Source organism: Azospirillum sp. TSO35-2 (assembly GCF_003116095.1).
Classification (GTDB): domain Bacteria; phylum Pseudomonadota; class Alphaproteobacteria; order Azospirillales; family Azospirillaceae; genus Azospirillum.
The window spans coordinates 139516-156587 of the sequence record NZ_LGRA01000022.1 but is presented as its reverse complement, the minus strand read 5'-3'; the positions used below and the strand labels follow the sequence as shown (position 1 = coordinate 156587).

Sequence of the window (17072 nt, the reverse complement as noted above, 5' to 3'; positions counted from 1 at the left end):
TGATGCCGGGTTGGGAATCTGGTGTAAAGAAGGCACCTTTCCGTTACATGGTCACCACCGCGTAACCGGCGGCTGTCGGCAGAAGGAGATCGAAGCGCATGGACCGGGACAGCATGGCCAAAGACTGGGACGCCTACGCCGCGACCTGTCCGACCCGGCAGGCGCTGGACCGGATCGCCGACAAGTGGACGGTGCTGATCCTCGGTCTTCTGGTCGAAACCGGGCCGATGCGGTTCAACCAGTTGCGGCGGGAGATCGCCGGCATCTCGCAGAAGATGCTGTCGCAGACGCTGAAAAGCCTGGAGCGCGACGGGCTGGTCACCCGCAAGGTCTTCGCCACCGTGCCGGTGACGGTCGAATACGCCGTCACGCCTCTGGGCGCCACGCTGGCGCAGACGCTGGTCCCCCTGCGCGTCTGGGCGGAAACCCATGTCGAGCGGATGTTGCAGGCACGCGCCGCCTATGACGCCGCCCACGATGAGGCCCATGAGCGGGCCGACGGCAACGCGCCGGCCCGGCTGGACGCCGCCTAGCCTTTCGGCTTCATATCGCCTTCCGTCCGCCGCAGCAGGTAATCCAGCCCGCCGACACGGAACCAGCGGTAGCCATAGGCCTCCAGCACCAGACGGTGGCGGCCCTTGTCATCGGGTTCGCTGTGGTCTTCCGACAGCAGGTTGACCAGCCGGCACGACTCGCCGTTGCCGTCGACATCCAGGGTGATCTCGCAGGGCTTGTCCGACAGGTTGTGCAGCACGACGACGCCGTTGTTGCGCCAGTCGTAGCGCATCGCCAGCACCTCCGGCCGGCCGGTCTTCAGGACGCGGAAGTCGCCCCAACCGATTTCCGGGCATTCCTTGCGCATGCGGATGATGCGCTCGGTCCAGTTCAGCATCGATTCGGGGTCGCGGCGCTGGCGGGCGGCGTTGATCCGTTCATAGCCGAAGACACCGCCGCTGATCACCGGCAGGATCGGGTCGTCGGACTTGGTGAAGCCGCCCTGCGGCTCGTCCGACCATTGCATCGGCGTGCGGGCGCAGTTGCGCTCCGGCACGGACAGGTCGTCGCCCATGCCGATCTCATCGCCATAGCGGATCACCGGGGTGCCGGGCAGCGTGAACATCAGGCTGTAGGCCAGCTCCAGCCGCCGCCGGTCGCCGTGCAGCATCGGCGCCAGCCGCCGCCGGATGCCGCGGTCGTAGAGCTGCATCGTCTTGTCCGGACCAAAGGCGGCAAACACCGCCTGACGCTGTTCGTCCGTCAGGCGGCCGAGGTCGAGTTCGTCGTGGTTGCGCAGGAAGCTGCCCCACTGCGCGGTGGCCGGGCGCGGCTTGGTCACCTCCAACGCCTTGGTCAGCGGCGCGGTGTCGGAGGTCGCCAGCGCGTAGAACAGGTGCTGGTTGACCTGGAAGTTGAACATCATGTGGCAGCGGTCGCCGTCTTCGCCGAAATACTCCAGATCGTCTTCCGGCAGGATGTTGGCCTCCGCCAGCAGCACGGCGTCGCCGCGGCGCCACTGCACGAACTCGCGGAAGCTGCGCAGCATGCCGAACTGCTCGGTCGGCTTGGTGACGTCCGCCCCCTTTTTGGAGATGATGAAGGGCACCGCGTCCATGCGGAAGCCGGCGACGCCCAGCTGGATCCAGAAGCCCATGATCTTCAGCAGTTCGGCGTGGACTTCCGGGTGGGCGGTGTTCAGGTCGGGCTGGAACTTGTAGAAGCGGTGGAAGTACCAGGCCCGCGCCTCGCGGTCATAGGTCCAGGTCGATTTCTGCACACCGGGGAAGACCATGCCCTGGTCGGCGTTCTCCGGCTTCTTGTCGGACCAGACATACCAGTCGCGGTGTTTGCCGGCCGGGTCCTTCCGCGCCGCCTGGAACCAGGGATGCTCGTCGGAGGTGTGGTTGATCACCAGATCGATGATGACCCGGATGCCGCGCTGTTCGCAGGCGTGGGTGAACTCGACGAAGTCGCCGAGCGTGCCATAGCGCGGATCGACGTTGTAGTAATCGGCAACGTCATAGCCGTCGTCCTTCATCGGCGAGGTCTGGAACGGTCCCAGCCACAGGCAGGTCACCCCCAGCCCGTGCAGATAGTCCAGCCGGCGCAGCAGCCCCTGGAAATCGCCGACGCCGTCGCCGTTCGCGTCCATGAAGGTGGAGAGCGACAGGTTGTAGATGACCGCGTTCTTGTACCAGAGATCCCGGATCATGCGCGCCGCTCCGTCCCCGCTGTGAATGCCCGACCGGGCTGGCCGGCACCAGCGCCGGCACCGCGTGGAACAGCGGCAAGGCCCCTTTCGTTGCATGGAGGTGCTGGCCCATCGGCATAGCATCCCGGGGGTGCGGCGCATGGCCGCCTTACGGTATCTGGCATGCAAAACTTTTTGTGCGGGCATGCCAGCCGCATTATGTTGCATCACAGCATAGCGGGAGCATGGCGTTCCCCCACGCCCCCTGCCCCACGCCGTCAGCGGAGACCGGTCATGATCGACACCCAAGCCCTTCTGTTCCTGGCGCTGACCGGCATGATCGGCCACGCCGTCTACATGGCCAGCGGGCGCGGATCGAACCCGGCCACCCCGCCGGAGACGGACGAGACGGAGGATGATGCGTTCTCCTCCGACCGCTTCCAGCAAAGCGCCAAGGGCGAAGAGCGGCCGTTCTGGCTCGAATAGGACAACGGACCGGGGCGCCCTCCCGCCCCGGTCCGCCGGTCCCCATCGCCGGTCCGCCGGACCAGCCTCAGCCGTTGGCGGTGCCGGCCGCCTGGACGCCCACCGGAACGGTCCGCGGCGCCTCGTCCTGCTCGGCGTTGCGGGCCAGTTCGGCGTTGCGGGCGTGGTGGCGGGCCAGCATCGGCTTCAGCACCAGCAGCGCGCAGGCCGCCGCCGTCAGGTCCATGGTCGCGGTGACGTACAGCACCGTCGCCCAGGTCCCCGTCGCCTCCATCAGCAGGTTGCCCATCGGCACCAGCAGCGCGGCGACGCCCTTGGCGCAATAGAGGACGCCATAGATCTTGCCGGCGTGCTTGGTGCCGAAGGTGTCGGCCGAGGTGGCGCTGAACAGGCTGTAGACCTCGCCCCAGGCCAGGAAGACCATGCCGCTGAGGATCAGGAACATCATCGGGTCGTGGCCGAAGCGGCTCAGCATGATGATGCCCAGCCCTTCCAGGGTGAAGGCGACGAACATCGTCGCCTCGCGGCCGATGTGGTCGGAGATGAAGCCGAACAGCGGACGCGAGATGCCGTTCATCACACGGTCCAGCATCAGGGCGAAGGGCAGCGCCGCCATGGTCAGGCCCAGCACGCTGACCGGGGCCTCCTTCACGCCCAGGTCATGGGCGATGACGCCGAGCTGGGCCACCGCCATCAGGCCGCCGGTGACGGTGCCGATGAACATCGCCCACATCACCCAGAACACCGGGGTGCGCAGCGCCTCCGCCAGGGTGTAGTCGCGGCGGGTCTGCGCGACCTTGGTCGACGCCTTCACCTGCTCCTTCTGCGGCATGCGCAGGAACATCGCGGCGGCCATGATGATGGCGCCCTGCAACAGGCCGAACCAGAAGAAGGTCGTCTGGTAGCCGCTGCTGTGGATCATCGCCGAGATCGGCAGGATGGTCAGGGCCGAGCCGGCGCCATAGCCGCCCGCCGTCAGGCCGACCGCCAGACCGCGCTTTTCCGGGAACCATTTCAGCGCGTTGTTGACGCAGGTGGCATAGACGCAGCCGACGCCGACGCCGCCGATGGCCGAGCCGACATACAGCATGCTGAGCGAGCCGGCGTAGCTGTCGACGATCCAGGACAGGCCGGTGAAGAAGCCGCCGGCGCCAACGATCACCTTGGGGCCGTACTTGTCGATGAAATAGCCTTCGATCGGCGTCAGCCAGGTCTGCACGACGACGAAGATGGTGAAGGCGGTCTGGATCGACGCGCGCGTCCAGTTGTGCGTCGCCTGGATTTCCGGGACGAACAGCGTCCAGGCATACTGGATGTTGGCCGCCGCCACCATGCAGACGATGCCGATGACGATCTGCATCCAGCGGGCGCCGTCGGAAATCGGCGCCCCCGATGCCGCCGGTTGTGAAGTCGAGTGTGCCATCGTGCCTCCCATTGAGCTTGCCAGAGCCGGTGGCCGCGACGCCCGATCCCGGGCGCCGGCGCACCAATCACGAATGCGGACAGACCGGATGGACGCGTTCTTTCCGACGGTTCCATTCCGGAACTGAGGCGCGGATGCCGACAATCGTCCGGAGTCCGATTGTCCCGGTTTAGGAATGCCAGATATGTAATCTGGTATGCCAAAGACGGGCGCAGAAAGACCCCGCGAAGCGGATCGACGCCGCAGACGAACCAACTGACCAAGTAAAAACTGACGATCACGCTCTCATGGATATCCGGTTCACACTTGTCCTGTGCCCCGACATCCGCTTTGACAGACGTTCTGCAAAAAGAAGCCGTGCCGGTACCTGCACGGCCCCCTCGAACGAGGGTGTGCAGTCAAAGGAGATAGAAAGATGCCGCCGTTTCCAACTGGAACCGCATCGGCGACGCACCATCATTTGCTCTGATTGTTTTGGAACTCAACAGTCCGTTTGGTCTTTCCGTATGGTGGAAAAACAAGGCCGTGCCCCTTGGAGCGCAAGGGAACGGGCACCAACGCCCTGGCGGCGACGGACGGAAAAAATGGAACTCGGGGGATTGAAAGCGGCGCGCGCGACCCCACCGCGACCGACCGGCGCGCGGTGCTCAGCCGGGACGGGCGACCGTCAGGAAGGCGACGCGGGTGTCGCCGTAGCGCCGTTCATCGACCAGGGTCATCCCGGCCGGCAGGGGCAAGGGATCGCGGTCGGCGACCTCGACCACCGCGAGCGCGCCGTCGGCGAGCCAGCCGGCCTTCATCAGCCCCCCCAGCGCGCGGGGCGCCAGATCCTGGCCGTAAGGCGGGTCGAGGAAGGCGAGCGTGCAGGGGCGCGGCGCCGGCGGCGGCTTGGTCGCGTCGGCGCGCAGCACGGCGGCGTTGTCCGTCTCGTTCAACGCGGCGAGATTGGCCCGCACGGCGTCCAGCGCCGGCCGGCCCAAATCGAGGAAGCCGCACCAGGACGCGCCGCGCGACAGCGCCTCCAGCCCCAGGGCGCCGGTGCCGCAGAAGGCGTCGACGACCGCGGCGCCCTCGAACTCGGGCGCCCACTCGGCGTGGGCCAGGATGTTGAAGATGGCTTGGCGGGTGCGGTCGGTGGTCGGCCGGGTGTCGCGCCCGCTCGGCGCGACCAGACCGCGGCCGCGGTGCCTACCGCCGACGATCCGCACGCGGGCGCTCCGTCCGACCATTCAGCCGTCCATCCGGCTTGCCGCCGGCACCGCCCGATTTGCCGGGGCCGGACGGCTTGCCGGGGCCAGTGGGCTTGCCGGGACCAGACGGCTTGCCGGAGCCGGCGTGCCGCCCCGGACCCGCCGGTTTGCCGGACTCGGCCGGCTTGCCCGCACCGAACGCCTTGCCGGGACGCGAGCCTCGGCCGGTTTCGGACGCCGTGTCCGAAGCCGCCCCGCGGCCGGGCCGCGAGCCGCGGCCGGACTCAGGCTGCGCCTCCGAAGCGGACGCCTTGCCCGGACGACCGGGCTTCTGGCCGCGCGGTGCCGGCGCGCCGTCGGGTTTCCCCGCGGACGACTTGGCGCCGGCCGGCTTGCCGAACACGGTCTTGGCGCCGCGGCCCTCCGGTCCCGCCGAATCGCGGCCCTCGAAACGGCCATCCGGCTTGCCGGAACGGCCGGGCTTCGCCCCGGGGGCCCCCAGGGACAGCGTCGCGCGACGGCGGGCCGGCTTCGCTTCCGCCTCGCGGGCGGCCTCGACCTCGTGCCGCTTGGTGGCGGAGCGCGGGGCGCGCTTCGGCCCACCCCGGGTGGTCTCGGCCTCGGCCGCCGGTTTGGCCGCCATTTTGGTCGATGCCTTGGCCCCGGGCCGTGCCCCGGCGACGGGGGCGGTCTTGGCGGGCGCCGCCGCGGCCACAGCCTCGGCGCGCGCCTTGGCCCGCTGCTTGCTGCCGGATTCAGTGGGTTCGGCGCCCTCGGGCGTGCCGAAGAAGGGGGCGATCTGTTCGCGGACGACGCGCTTCGGCACCTCCTCGACGGCGCCCTCTTCGAGCTTGCCGAGCTGGAAGGGACCGTAGGCGACGCGGATCAGCCGGTTCACCTGAAGGCCGAACGCCTCCATCACCTTGCGGATCTCGCGGTTCTTGCCTTCCTTCAGGCTGACCGTCAGCCAGGCGTTGCGACCCTGGATGCGGTCGAGCACCGCCTCGATCGGGCCGTACTTCACGCCGTCGATGGTCGGGCCCTTGCGCAGCGCGGCCAGCTGGACCTCGTCGACCTCACCGAACACGCGCACGCGGTAGCGGCGGGTCCAGCCGGTGGCCGGCAGCTCCAGGAAACGGGCCAGCTCGCCGTCGTTGGTCAGCAGCAGCAGCCCTTCGGTCGTCAGATCGAGACGGCCGATCGAGACCACGCGCGGCAGCTCCGGCGGCAGCCGGTCGAAGACGGTCTCGCGCCCCTTCTCGTCACGCGCGGTGGTGACGAGGCCCGACGGCTTGTAATAGCGCCACAGGCGGGCCGGCTCCGGCTCCGGGATGACCTTGCCGTCGACCTGCACGATGTCGCCGGGGTGCACCACGCAGGCCGGGCTGTCCAGCGTGCGGCTGTTGACCGCGACGCGGCCCTCGGCGATCCAGCGTTCGGCGTCGCGGCGCGAGCAGAGCCCGGCGCGCGCCAGCCGTTTGGCGATGCGTTCCCCGCCATCGCCGGCGGAGCCGGCGGCGGAATCGGAATCGGATTTGGAAGTCTTGACGGTATCGGAGCGGTCCATGGCCGGACCATAGGGCCTGGAGGCGCCGCCCGCAACACGAGTCCCGCGGAAAGGCGCCGGAATCCGGTTGACGCGGCCGATCTGCGGTTGGCACCTTGCCCGGCCATGCCCTCCCCCCGCTACATGGACCTCGCCTTCGCCGCCGCCGAGGCCGCCGCCGCCCGCGGCGAGGTGCCGGTCGGCGCCGTCATCGTCGACCCCGCCACCGGGTCCGTGCTGGCCACTGCCGGCAACCGGACGGAGGAACTCTGCGACCCCTCGGCCCACGCCGAACTGCTGGCGATCCGCGCCGCCTGCGCCGCCCGAGGCCAGCCGCGCCTGCCCGGCTGCGACCTGTATGTGACGCTGGAGCCCTGCGCGCTGTGCGCCGCCGCGATCAGCTTCGCCCGCCTCCGCCGGGTCTATTACGGTGCCTACGACCCCAAGGGCGGCGCGGTGGACCACGGCCCCCGCTTCTTCGGCCAAGCCACCTGCCACCACGCGCCGGAGGTCTACAGCGGCATCGACGAGACGCGGGCGGGGGCGCTGCTGCGGAGCTTCTTCAGGGAGCGGCGATAGTCGGGCCGCACGCCGCATGGCCGGTCCTGTTCGCCGCTCCCGTCAGACAACGAGAAATATTCGTTTAACTGCCGGGAAATTAAATTAATACCGACGCCAGCTGACAATGGCGCAGGAACGCCAAACACCATCCGGAGCCGGCGCAAATCCGGAAATAGTATCGTGTGCATAAGATCAGCTGTATTAATTGTTTGTTCAGCCCGAATATGCAAAGTGGCCCTCAACCCCTCCCGTTTTCCCTTCCCGCTTCCAGGAGTTGAGGATGCTGTCGTTCCGCAAGCCGCAAGACAATCACGCCGCCGAGGAATTGGCGCTGCTGGGCCGCCATGCGGGCGTCGGGCTGTGGGATGCGGTCATTCACAACGGCGATCCGATGCACGCGCAGAGCCGCTGGCATTGGTCGCCGGAGTTCCGCCGTCTCGTCGGCTTCGACCGCGACGACAAGGCCGGCTTCCCGGATCTGGTCGGCTCCTGGGCCGACCGGCTGCACCCGGACGACGCCAAGCCGACCTTCGACGCCTTCATGGCCTGCCTGAACGACCGCAGCGGCCGCACCGGCTATGACGTCAACTACCGGCTCAAGGTGAAGGACGGCAGCTACCGCTGGTTCCGCGCCATCGGCGGCGTCGCCCGCGACGCCAGCGGTCGGGCGCTGCGCGCCTGCGGCTCGCTGATCGACATCGATGCCGAACGAAACGAACTGGAACGCGCCAAGCTGCTCGACCGCCACGCCGGTGTCGGGCTGTGGGACGCCGTCTTCCACAACGGCGATCCGATGCACGCGCAGAGCCGCTGGCACTGGTCGCCGGAGTTCCGCCGCCTCGCCGGTTTCGACCGCGACGACAAGGCCGGCTTCCCGGATCTGGTCGGCTCCTGGGCCGACCGGCTGCATCCCGACGACGCCAAGCGGACCTTCGATGCCTTCATGGCCTGCCTGAACGACCGCAGCGGCCGCACCGGCTACGACGTCGATTACCGGCTGAAGACGAAAAACGGTGCCTATCACTGGTTCCGTGCCATCGGTGGCGTCGCCCGTGATGCCAACGGCCTCGCGTTGCGCGCCTGCGGTTCGCTGATCGACGTGGACGCGCAGAAATCGGCCGAATTGCGCCAAGTGGACACGGATGGCGAGCGCCGCCGCACCGTCGCCGGCCTCGCCGAAGCGCTAAAGGGCGAGGTCGGCACCGCCGCCGACCGCGCCATCACCAACGCGCAGACCGTCGCCGCCGCGACCGAGGAGTTGTCGGCCTCGATCTCCGACATCAGCAACCGCGCCAACGAAGCGTCGGGCGCCTCGCTGAAGGCGTCGGAAGAGGCCACGCGCACCAACACCGCGGTGGAGGCGCTGGTCACCTCGGCCGAGCGCATCGGCGCCATCACCAAGCTGATCAACAGCATCGCGTCGCAGACCAACCTGCTGGCGCTGAACGCGACCATCGAAGCGGCCCGCGCCGGCGAGGCGGGCCGCGGCTTCGCCGTGGTGGCGAACGAGGTGAAGTCGCTGGCCCAGCAGAGCGGCAGCGCCGCCGACGACATCGCAGCGCAAATCGCCGCCGTCCAGCAGGAGGCGCTGCATGCGGTCGACGCGATCCGCCGCATCGGCGCGATCGTCTCCGACGTTCAGCAGATCTCGACCACGATCGCCGCGGCGGTGTCGCAGCAGGAATCGGCCACCAAGGAAATCGCCCACAGCGTCACCCGCGTGGTGCGTGACATCGAGGTGGTGTCGCAGAACATCGCCAGCGCGTCGGAGCGGCTGCGCGCCTGAGACGAAGCCGGGAGGGGGGCGTGCGTCGCTCCCCCCTCCCTCCAGTCGGCCCAGGCCCCATTTTTGTCACCGATGCCCCCATGGCCGGCCCTGCCGACCGGGGACTAAAGTCACGCTCGCGCTTGTTTGCACCAATCGATAGGGGTGGAAGCCCCAGGCGTGAGGGAGAGACCGATGACGAACCGCCGTTCCGCAAGCCTGCTGCTGGCCTTGGGCCTTGTCTTCACCGCCGCAACCACCGATCCGCTCGGCGGGTTCGCGCCGTCCGTCGCGTTCGCCCGCGGCGGGGGTGGAAACGGTGGCGGAAATGGTGGGGGGAATGGCGGCGGACACGGTGGCGGCAACAGCGGTGGCAACAGCGCCGGCCATTCGCAAAGCTCCAGCCACGCGCCGGGCAGCACGGCCACCGACGCCAGCCAGGGCGACGATGCGACCCAGGCCGCGAAGGCCCGCGCGGCGCAGGCCCACGCGGCGCAGGCCCACGCGGCGCAGGAGCGTGCGGCGGCCAGCGCTCAGCCGTCCCACATCTCCGCGACCAAGACCAACGCCGTGGCGCGCGAACTGGGCAATCTGAACGCGGCCCATGCATCGACCACGGCGCTGGCGAACGCCGCCCCGGCCTCCATGGTCGGCAAGATCGCGGCCTACGACGCCGCCATGCGGCAGGCGCTGACGATCAGCGATCCGGTCACCCGCGCCTATGCCATCAATGCGGCCCGCGCCGATCTCGCCACCGTGGCCAACAAGCCGCTGACCGCGCCGGTGGTGGCGCGGGTGGACCGCATCCTCGGGCTGCCGACCGGCGGGGTTTGAGCCCGCCGCCGCGAAACGGGGCGCGTCAGCGTCCCACCGCCCGCCAGCCGATGTCGCGGCGGCAGAAGCCGTCCGGCCAGTCCAGCGCGTCCACCGCCTTGTACGCCGCCGCCTGCGCCTCGGCCACCGTCGGGGCCAGCGCCGTCACGCCCAGCACGCGGCCGCCGACCGACAGCACCCGGCCGTCCTCGGCCCGCTTGGTGCCGGCGTGGAAAACGGTCACGCCATCGACGGCGCCGGCCGCCTCCAGCCCGCGGATCTCGGTGTTCTTGGCGTAGTCGCCGGGGTAGCCGTTGGCCGCCATCACCACGCACAACGCGGTCTGGTCGTGCCAGCGCAGGTCGATGCTGTCCAGCACGCCGTCGGCCGCCGCGACCAGCGCCGCCAGCGCGTCGGACTTCAGCCGCATCATCAGCGTCTGGCATTCCGGGTCGCCGAAGCGGACGTTGAACTCCAGTGTCTTCGGCACCGGGCCGTCCGGCGTCGGCATGATCATCAGGCCGGCGAACAGCACGCCCTTGAAGGGCTTGCCCTCCGCCGCCATGCCCTTGACCGTCGGCAGGATGATCTCGCGCATCACGCGTTCCTGCAGGTCGGGGGTCAGCACCGGGGCCGGGGAATAGGCGCCCATGCCGCCGGTGTTGGGGCCGGTGTCGCCGTCGCCGACCGCCTTGTGGTCCTGGGCCGACGCCATCGGCAGCGCGTTCTCGCCGTCGCACAGCGCGAAGAAGCTGACCTCCTCGCCGTCCAGGAACTCTTCCACCACCACTTCCGCACCGGCGGCGCCGAAGCGGCCGCCGACCAGCGCGTCGTCGATCGCCTCGAACGCCTCCTGCTCGGTGCGGGCGACGGTGACGCCCTTGCCGGCGGCCAGCCCGTCGGCCTTCACCACGATGGGCGCGCCGTGCTTGCGGACATAGGCCTTGGCGGCGTCGGGATCCTTGAAGCGCTCGTAGAAGGCGGTCGGCACCCCGTATTTCGCCAGGATGTCCTTCATGAAGCCCTTGGAGCCTTCCAACTCCGCCGCCGCCGCGCTCGGGCCGAAGGCCTTGACGCCCAGCGCGGCCAGCCGGTCGACCAGCCCCAGCACCAGCGGGCCTTCCGGACCGACGACGACGAAGTCGATGGCGCTGTCCTGGACGAAGCGCACCAGCGCGTCGACGTCGTCCGACCCGATGGGGACCAGCGTGGCGACGTCGGCGATGCCGGCGTTGCCAGGCGCGCAATAGAGCGCGTCGCACAGCGGCGAGTTGGAGATGGCCCAGCAGAGCGCGTGCTCCCGACCGCCCGATCCGACGACGAGGACTTTCATGGGATGGCGCTCCTTCCGCCTTGTTGCCGACAGCGCGCCTTGTATCATGGCGGCGCCCCAACTCAAGAGCGCCATGACCTCCGACACCGACTCCCTGCCCCTGATCGCCCCGGAACCGCGGCCCGGGTCCAACCTGCCGGAATTCACCGTCGGCGACCTCGCCCGCCGGCTGAAGCGCAGCATCGAGGACGAGTTCGGCTTCGTCCGCGTCCGCGGCGAGATCAGCCAGCCGAAGAAGCACAGCTCCGGCCACATCTATCTGCGGCTGAAGGACGACACCGCGGTGATCGAGGCGGTGTGCTGGCGCGGCACCGCCGCCAAGCTGGCGGTCCGCCCGGAAGAGGGGCTGGAGGTCATCGTCAACGGCCGCATGACCACCTACCCCGGCCGCTCGCAATACCAGCTGATCATCGAGTCGATGGAGCTGGCCGGCGAAGGCGCCCTCCTGAAGATGCTGGAGGAGCGCAAGCGCCGGCTGGCGGCGGAGGGGCTGTTCGACCCCGCCCGCAAGAAGCGCATCCCCTTCCTGCCCGACGTCATCGGCGTCGTCACCTCGCCCACCGGCGCGGTCATCCGCGACATCCTGCACCGGCTGAACGACCGTTTCCCTCGCCATGTCCTGCTGTGGCCGGTCGCCGTCCAGGGCGAGCGCGCGGCGGCCGAGGTGACGGCGGCGGTCGAGGGCTTCAACCGCATCCAGCCCGGCGGTCCGGTGCCGCGCCCCGACCTGATCATCGTCGCCCGCGGCGGCGGCTCGCTGGAGGACCTGATGGCCTTCAACGAGGAAAACGTCGTCCGCGCCGCGGCGGCCAGCGCCATCCCGCTGATCTCCGCCGTCGGCCACGAGACCGACACCACGCTGATCGACTTCGCGTCCGACCTGCGCGCGCCCACCCCGACCGCCGCGGCGGAAATGGCGGTGCCGGTGCGCGCCGAGCTGCTGGCCCAGATCCTCGACGACGAACGCCGGCTGCTGGCCTGCGCCTCCCGCGCGGTGGACGACCGCCGCAACCGGGTGGAAGGGCTGGCGCGCGGCCTGGGCGACCCCCGCGCCCTGCTGGAAGGCCACGCCCAGCGGCTGGACGATCGCGCCGAACGGCTGAACCTCGCAGCATCCGCCCTGGTGGAGCGGCGCCGCACCCGCGTCGGCGAGCTGTCGGCCAAGCTGCGCCACCCGCGCGAGAAGCTGGCCCAGGCCGGGCAGCGGCTGGCGTCGGAAAGCCGCGCCCTCGACTCAGGCTTGCGCCACGCGCTGTCGATGGCCGGCGGGCGGTTCGACCGGGTGGCCGGCCGGCTGTCGCTGGCCCCGGCGCGGGTGAAGCTGGACGAGGGCGCCCGCCGGCTCGCCGACCTGACGCCGCGCCTCGACCGCAGCTTCGCCAAGGGCGTGGCCGACAAGGTGGCGAAACTGGCGTCGCTCGGCCAACTGCTGGAGAGCTACAGCTACAAGGGCGTGCTGGCCCGCGGCTTCGCCCTGGTCGAGGACCGCGCCGGCCGGCCGATCACCCGCCCCGACCAGGCGACGCCGGGCCTGGAGGTCAACCTCGTCTTCGCCGACGACGCCAAGGTGGCGGCGACCATCGACGGCGGCGCGCCCAAGGCGGAGGCCAAGCCGGAGAAGAAGAAGCCGCGGGTGGTTCCGGTGCAGGGGAGTTTGTTCTGACCGCGAGCCCCCCTCCCATCGGCCAAGCCATTTTGCCCCATTGCCAGAGCAGCGCTTCCCGACGCTAATATATTAGTACGCCGACGCTTCGGTGGAACGATAAAGGCTGGCCGCCTTTGGTGGACATGAAGGACGGCCGCGCATCGGGAGTGTTCAAGAATGCAGGGTTTCGCAGGTCTCTACCGGCGTCTCGTCCGGTCCACTGCCCTCATGCTCGTCGGCGCTGCGACCGCATTGGCCGCGCTGTCGGCCACCGCGTCGGCCGCGTCGCTCGAAAATCTGCAGGAACTCACCCTGTGGCCGAAGGGGCCGCCCGGTTCGGCAAGCTTCCCGATGCCGCAGCAGGTGCTGGAGCGCAGCAAGGACCCGGCGATCAAGGATCGCGCCCTGCTGGCGATCACCCAGCCGTCGCTGCTGGTCTACCGGCCGGCGAAACCGAACGGCACCGCCCTGCTGGTGACGCCGGGCGGCGCCTACCAGCGCGTCGTGCTCGACAAGGAGGCGGACGAGATCGCGCCGCGCTTCACCGATGCGGGGGTAACCGTCTTCCGGCTGGCCTACCGGCTGCCGGGCAAGGCCCAGGCCACCGACGCGCCGCTGATGGACGCCCAGCGGGCGCTGCGCCTGATCCGTGCCAACGCCGCGGACTGGGGGTTGGACCCGGCGCGCATCGGGGTGCTCGGCTTCTCGGCCGGCGGCCATGTCGCCTCGCAACTGGCCACCGGGTACGAGCGCAAGGTGTATGAGCCGGTGGACGCGGCCGATCAGCTTTCCGCCCGTCCGGACTTCCTGGCGCTCGGCTATCCGGTCATCACGATGGACGAGCGCTTCACGCACGCCATCTCGCGCCAGGAGCTGATCGGCGACACGCCGTCGCCGGAGACGATCGCCGCCTATTCGACCGAGCGGCAGGTGACGGCCGCGACGCCGCAGGCGTTCATCTTCCACGCCAACGACGACGCCGACGTGCCGGTCGCCAACTCGCTGGCCTTCTACGACGCGCTGCGCAAGGCCGGCGTCCCGGCGGAGCTGCACATCTTCCGCCAGGGCGGGCACGGCTTCTCGCTGCGCTTTGCGGCCGGCCTGCCGGCAGCGCAATGGCCGGACCTGCTGCTGGCCTGGATGAACTCGATCAAGATGCTGCCCTGACCGTTCGCGACAGGCTCCGGGCGGCGGGACGCACCCCCGCCCGGGCCTTCCCGCCCCGCCCGGCCGTCACACCACCCCGGCGAAGCTCCAGCGCAGGGTTTCGCCGCTGCGGAAGGGCAGCACGGCGTCGCCCTCGCTGACCAGCAGGACGTCGGGCGTCACCGACGGGCGGCGTTCCAGCGCGACGCGCTCCTCGTTGGCGGGCATGCCGTAGAAGCGCGGGCCGTTCAGGCTGGCGAAGGCCTCCAGCCGGTCGAGCGCGCCGGCCTCGTCGAAGGCTTCGGCGTAGAGTTCCAGCGCGTTGGCGGCGGTGAAGCAGCCGGCGCAGCCGCAGGCGGCCTCCTTGGCGGTCACGGTGTGCGGGGCGGTGTCGGTGCCGAGGAAGAACGGCCCCTCGCCCGAGGTCGCGGCCTCGACCAGCGCCACGCGGTGCGTCTCGCGCTTGGCGATCGGCAGGCAGTAGAGGTGCGGGCGGATGCCGCCCTGGAAGATGTGGCTGCGGTTGATCAGCAGATGGTGCGCGGTGATGGTGGCGCCGATGCGGCCGCTGCCGGCGTGGGCGCGGACGAACTGCACCGCGTCGGAGGTCGTCACATGCTCCAGCACGACGCGCAGGCTGGGGTGACGGTCGAGCAGCGGCGCCAGGATGCGGTCGATGAACACCGCCTCGCGGTCGAAGATGTCGACGGACGGATCGGTCACCTCGCCATGGATCAGCAGCGGCATGCCGATCTCGGCCATCCGCTCCAGCACCGGGGCGATGCGGGCGACGTCGGTGACCCCGTGGGCGCTGTTGGTGGTGGCGTTGGCCGGGTAGAGCTTCGCCGCGGCGAACACTCCATCCTCGAACCCGCGGGCCAGATCGTCGGCGTCGGTGCCGTCGGTCAGGTAGGCGGTCATCAGCGGGGTGAAGGCGACGCCGTCCGGCAGCGCCGCCAGGATGCGGTCGCGGTAGGCGACGGCGTCGGCGGCGTGCGTCACCGGCGGCTTCAGGTTCGGCATCACGATGGCGCGGCCGAACTGGCGGGCGGTGAAAGGCAGCACCGCCTTCAGCATGGCGCCGTCGCGCAGGTGGACGTGCCAGTCGTCGGGACGGCGGATGACAAGACGGTCGTTCGGCATGGCGAGGGATCCCGGCGATGGCGGTGGGGCGATGACGGTGGAATGGCTGAACGACGTTCTATCGCCATCGCCGCCGCATCTCAACAGCACCGGGCCGCCCGAGGGCCGGGACGACGCAGGGGGCTGCGACAAAAGCGTCCTGCCGCCGCGCCTCCCCCGAATGACCTTGTTGAGACTTATTAATATACTAGTATGTTAATTGCGCCCTCAAACGCATCCCTGTGCGCATGAGGGGCGCGAGCCGCAGTCAAGCAACGAAACAAGGGTTGCATCATGAGGAAATGGACGCGTGGTGTGTTTCTGCTTCTGGTCGGCGTGTCGACCGGCGCCCTGGCGGCGTCCGCCGAGGCGGCCGGCCCCGTCGACCTGAAACGGGAGAATTTCCAGAAGGAGATCGATGGCAAGCAGGTCGACCTCTACACCCTGACCAACGCCAAGGGGATGGTGGTCAAGATCACCAACTACGGCGCCAAGGTCGAACAAATCCTCGTCCCCGACCGCAACGGCACGCTCGGCGACGTGGCGCTGGGCTATGACGGCATCGATCAGGTGCTGACCGGACAGCCGTCGATGGGGTCCTTCATCGGCCGCTACGCCAACCGCATCGGCGGCGGCAAGTTCGCCATCGACGGGCAGCCCTACCAGGCCAGCCTGAACGATGGCCCGAACAGCCTGCACGGCGGCAAGAAGGGCAGCCGCTTCGTCGTCTTCGACGCCAAGCAGATCGACCCGCAGACGGTCGAGATGACCTACACCTACAAGGACGGCGAGGAGGGCTATCCCGGAACGGTGCCGTCCCGCGTCGTCTACAAGGTGACCGACGACAACGCGCTGGACATCGCGTTCGACGCGACCACCGACAAGCCGACGATCGTCAACTTCACCAGCCATGTCTTCTTCAATCTGGCGGGCGAAGGCAACGGCTCCATCCTCGGCCACCAGTTGCAGGTCAACGCCAAGTCCTTCACGCCGGTCGACAGCACCCTGATCACGACCGGCGAGATCCGCCCGGTCAAGGACACGCCGCTGGACTTCACCAGCCCGCAGGCGGTCGGCGCGCGCATCACCTCCAGCTACGACCAGCTGGGCTTCGTGAAGGGCTACGACCACAACTTCGTCATCGACAAGAAGCCGGGCGAATATGGCCTGATGGCCCGGGTGGTCGAGCCGGTGTCCGGCCGGGTGCTGGAGGTCTACGGCACGCAGCCGGGCATCCAGTTCTATTCGGGCAACTTCCTGGCCGGCGCCGTGCCGAAGGACCAGGGCAAGGGCGGCCATCTCTACGGCCTGCAGGAGGCGTTCTGCCTGGAGCCGCAGGTGTTCCCGGACGCGCCGAACAAGGCGAACTTCCCGTCGCCCGTCCTGCGGCCGGGTGAGACCTACAGCGGTAAGATCGTCTTCAAGTTCCTGACCCAGAACTGAGTCCCGCCCCGTCCGCATCCCCGCCCGCCGGCCGGCGTGGGCGGGTGGGGATGCGGCGGTGGAGGGTTGTGTTACTGAACGGTGGCCGGCGCGGCCTTCACGCCCAGGATGCCGTCGATCTTGGCGGCCTGCTCCGTCGTCACCGGCTTGCCGGCGACCGCGGTCAGCTGCTGGCGGGCCTCGGTCACCGCCTTGTCGCGGGCGGCGCCGTCCTTCAGCGCGTGCGCGGCGACGAGCTGCTCATGGTACTTGCCCAACTGGACGGTCAGGCTCTCGCTCGGCTTGGTGCCCAGCTCCTTGGCGACGGCGTCGGCCTGCGCCTTGGTCACCTCGGCCTTCGGGGTGGCCGCGACCTGCTTGTGGGTGGGCGCGGTCTGGCTGTGGGTCTCCGTCTTGACGGTGGATTTGCTG

Annotated in this window: 14 protein-coding genes and 1 pseudogene; 8 read left to right on the top strand and 7 right to left on the bottom strand. The window is 69.5% G+C overall.

The annotated features are described in order from the left end of the window. Window positions 1–98: 98 nt before the first annotated feature. The gene (locus tag TSO352_RS30605; protein ID WP_109111063.1) at window positions 99–533 is read left to right on the top strand and encodes a helix-turn-helix domain-containing protein; all 435 of its coding nucleotides are present in this window, start codon (window positions 99–101) and stop codon (window positions 531–533) included. On the opposite strand, the gene TSO352_RS30600 is transcribed toward TSO352_RS30605, so the two are convergent. Further along, window positions 530–2209, bottom strand: coding sequence for an alpha-amylase family protein (locus TSO352_RS30600; RefSeq protein WP_109111062.1), 1680 nt, complete (start codon window positions 2207–2209; stop codon window positions 530–532). The genes TSO352_RS30605 and TSO352_RS30600 overlap by 4 nt on opposite strands. Before the next feature lie 273 nt (window positions 2210–2482). On the opposite strand from TSO352_RS30600, the gene TSO352_RS30595 reads away from it, so the two are divergent. After that, the gene (locus TSO352_RS30595; RefSeq protein ID WP_109111061.1) at window positions 2483–2674 is read left to right on the top strand and encodes a hypothetical protein; all 192 of its coding nucleotides are present in this window, start codon (window positions 2483–2485) and stop codon (window positions 2672–2674) included. 67 nt (window positions 2675–2741) lie between these two features. On the opposite strand, the gene oxlT is transcribed toward TSO352_RS30595, so the two are convergent. From oxlT to TSO352_RS30580, 3 genes are all read right to left on the bottom strand, one after another. Further along, window positions 2742–4097: an oxalate/formate MFS antiporter gene (oxlT, locus tag TSO352_RS30590; protein ID WP_109111060.1), complete on the bottom strand. Its 1356-nt coding sequence runs from the start codon at window positions 4095–4097 to the stop codon at window positions 2742–2744. Window positions 4098–4744: 647 nt separating this feature from the next. Further along, on the bottom strand, window positions 4745–5326 hold the full coding sequence (gene rsmD, locus TSO352_RS30585) for a 16S rRNA (guanine(966)-N(2))-methyltransferase RsmD (RefSeq protein WP_247872551.1): 582 nt from the start codon (window positions 5324–5326) through the stop codon (window positions 4745–4747). After that, window positions 5286–6854 (bottom strand): pseudouridine synthase, encoded by a 1569-nt coding sequence (locus TSO352_RS30580; protein WP_109111059.1) that lies wholly within the window; start codon window positions 6852–6854, stop codon window positions 5286–5288. Before TSO352_RS30580 ends, rsmD begins: the two co-directional genes overlap by 41 nt. Before the next feature lie 105 nt (window positions 6855–6959). Between TSO352_RS30580 and TSO352_RS30575 the strand changes: the two genes are divergently transcribed. The 3 genes from TSO352_RS30575 to TSO352_RS30565 all read left to right on the top strand — a co-directional run bounded on the left by TSO352_RS30575 (window position 6960) and on the right by TSO352_RS30565 (window position 9993). Further along, on the top strand, window positions 6960–7412 hold the full coding sequence (locus TSO352_RS30575) for a nucleoside deaminase (RefSeq protein ID WP_109111058.1): 453 nt from the start codon (window positions 6960–6962) through the stop codon (window positions 7410–7412). Window positions 7413–7674: 262 nt separating this feature from the next. Next, window positions 7675–9180, top strand: coding sequence for a PAS domain-containing protein (locus TSO352_RS30570; protein ID WP_109111057.1), 1506 nt, complete (start codon window positions 7675–7677; stop codon window positions 9178–9180). Window positions 9181–9354: 174 nt separating this feature from the next. Next, complete coding sequence (locus TSO352_RS30565) at window positions 9355–9993, top strand: hypothetical protein (protein WP_109111056.1); 639 nt, start codon at window positions 9355–9357, stop codon at window positions 9991–9993. Window positions 9994–10018: 25 nt separating this feature from the next. Here TSO352_RS30565 and purD read toward each other — a convergent pair whose 3' ends face one another. Continuing rightward, on the bottom strand, window positions 10019–11305 hold the full coding sequence (purD, locus tag TSO352_RS30560) for a phosphoribosylamine--glycine ligase (protein WP_109111055.1): 1287 nt from the start codon (window positions 11303–11305) through the stop codon (window positions 10019–10021). 73 nt (window positions 11306–11378) lie between these two features. On the opposite strand from purD, the gene xseA reads away from it, so the two are divergent. After that, window positions 11379–12968 carry an exodeoxyribonuclease VII large subunit gene (xseA, locus tag TSO352_RS30555; protein ID WP_109111448.1) on the top strand — a complete coding sequence of 530 codons (1590 nt, stop codon included), beginning with the start codon at window positions 11379–11381 and terminating at the stop codon, window positions 12966–12968. Window positions 12969–13178: 210 nt separating this feature from the next. After that, complete coding sequence (locus TSO352_RS30550) at window positions 13179–14117, top strand: alpha/beta hydrolase (RefSeq protein ID WP_109111054.1); 939 nt, start codon at window positions 13179–13181, stop codon at window positions 14115–14117. A gap of 66 nt (window positions 14118–14183) precedes the next feature. Here the strand turns inward: TSO352_RS30550 and pyrC are convergent, their stop codons facing one another. Beyond that, the gene (pyrC, locus tag TSO352_RS30545) at window positions 14184–15239 is read right to left on the bottom strand and encodes a dihydroorotase (RefSeq protein WP_109111053.1); all 1056 of its coding nucleotides are present in this window, start codon (window positions 15237–15239) and stop codon (window positions 14184–14186) included. 294 nt (window positions 15240–15533) lie between these two features. Here pyrC and TSO352_RS30540 point away from each other — a divergent pair, with 294 nt between their 5' ends. Next, window positions 15534–16661, top strand: coding sequence for an aldose epimerase family protein (locus TSO352_RS30540; RefSeq protein WP_247872550.1), 1128 nt, complete (start codon window positions 15534–15536; stop codon window positions 16659–16661). A gap of 71 nt (window positions 16662–16732) precedes the next feature. On the opposite strand, the pseudogene TSO352_RS30535 reads toward TSO352_RS30540, so the two are convergent. Beyond that, window positions 16733–17072, bottom strand: a pseudogene (locus TSO352_RS30535) (hypothetical protein); the annotation flags it as partial.

Coding starts and splice junctions, on each gene's coding strand:
- TSO352_RS30605 (WP_109111063.1), top strand. CDS start 99: ATGGACCGGGACAGCATGGCCAAAGACTGGGACGCCTACGCCGCGACC.
- TSO352_RS30600 (WP_109111062.1), bottom strand. CDS start 2,209: ATGATCCGGGATCTCTGGTACAAGAACGCGGTCATCTACAACCTGTCG.
- TSO352_RS30595 (WP_109111061.1), top strand. CDS start 2,483: ATGATCGACACCCAAGCCCTTCTGTTCCTGGCGCTGACCGGCATGATC.
- oxlT (WP_109111060.1), bottom strand. CDS start 4,097: ATGGCACACTCGACTTCACAACCGGCGGCATCGGGGGCGCCGATTTCC.
- rsmD (WP_247872551.1), bottom strand. CDS start 5,326: ATGGTCGGACGGAGCGCCCGCGTGCGGATCGTCGGCGGTAGGCACCGC.
- TSO352_RS30580 (WP_109111059.1), bottom strand. CDS start 6,854: ATGGACCGCTCCGATACCGTCAAGACTTCCAAATCCGATTCCGATTCC.
- TSO352_RS30575 (WP_109111058.1), top strand. CDS start 6,960: ATGCCCTCCCCCCGCTACATGGACCTCGCCTTCGCCGCCGCCGAGGCC.
- TSO352_RS30570 (WP_109111057.1), top strand. CDS start 7,675: ATGCTGTCGTTCCGCAAGCCGCAAGACAATCACGCCGCCGAGGAATTG.
- TSO352_RS30565 (WP_109111056.1), top strand. CDS start 9,355: ATGACGAACCGCCGTTCCGCAAGCCTGCTGCTGGCCTTGGGCCTTGTC.
- purD (WP_109111055.1), bottom strand. CDS start 11,305: ATGAAAGTCCTCGTCGTCGGATCGGGCGGTCGGGAGCACGCGCTCTGC.
- xseA (WP_109111448.1), top strand. CDS start 11,379: ATGACCTCCGACACCGACTCCCTGCCCCTGATCGCCCCGGAACCGCGG.
- TSO352_RS30550 (WP_109111054.1), top strand. CDS start 13,179: ATGCTCGTCGGCGCTGCGACCGCATTGGCCGCGCTGTCGGCCACCGCG.
- pyrC (WP_109111053.1), bottom strand. CDS start 15,239: ATGCCGAACGACCGTCTTGTCATCCGCCGTCCCGACGACTGGCACGTC.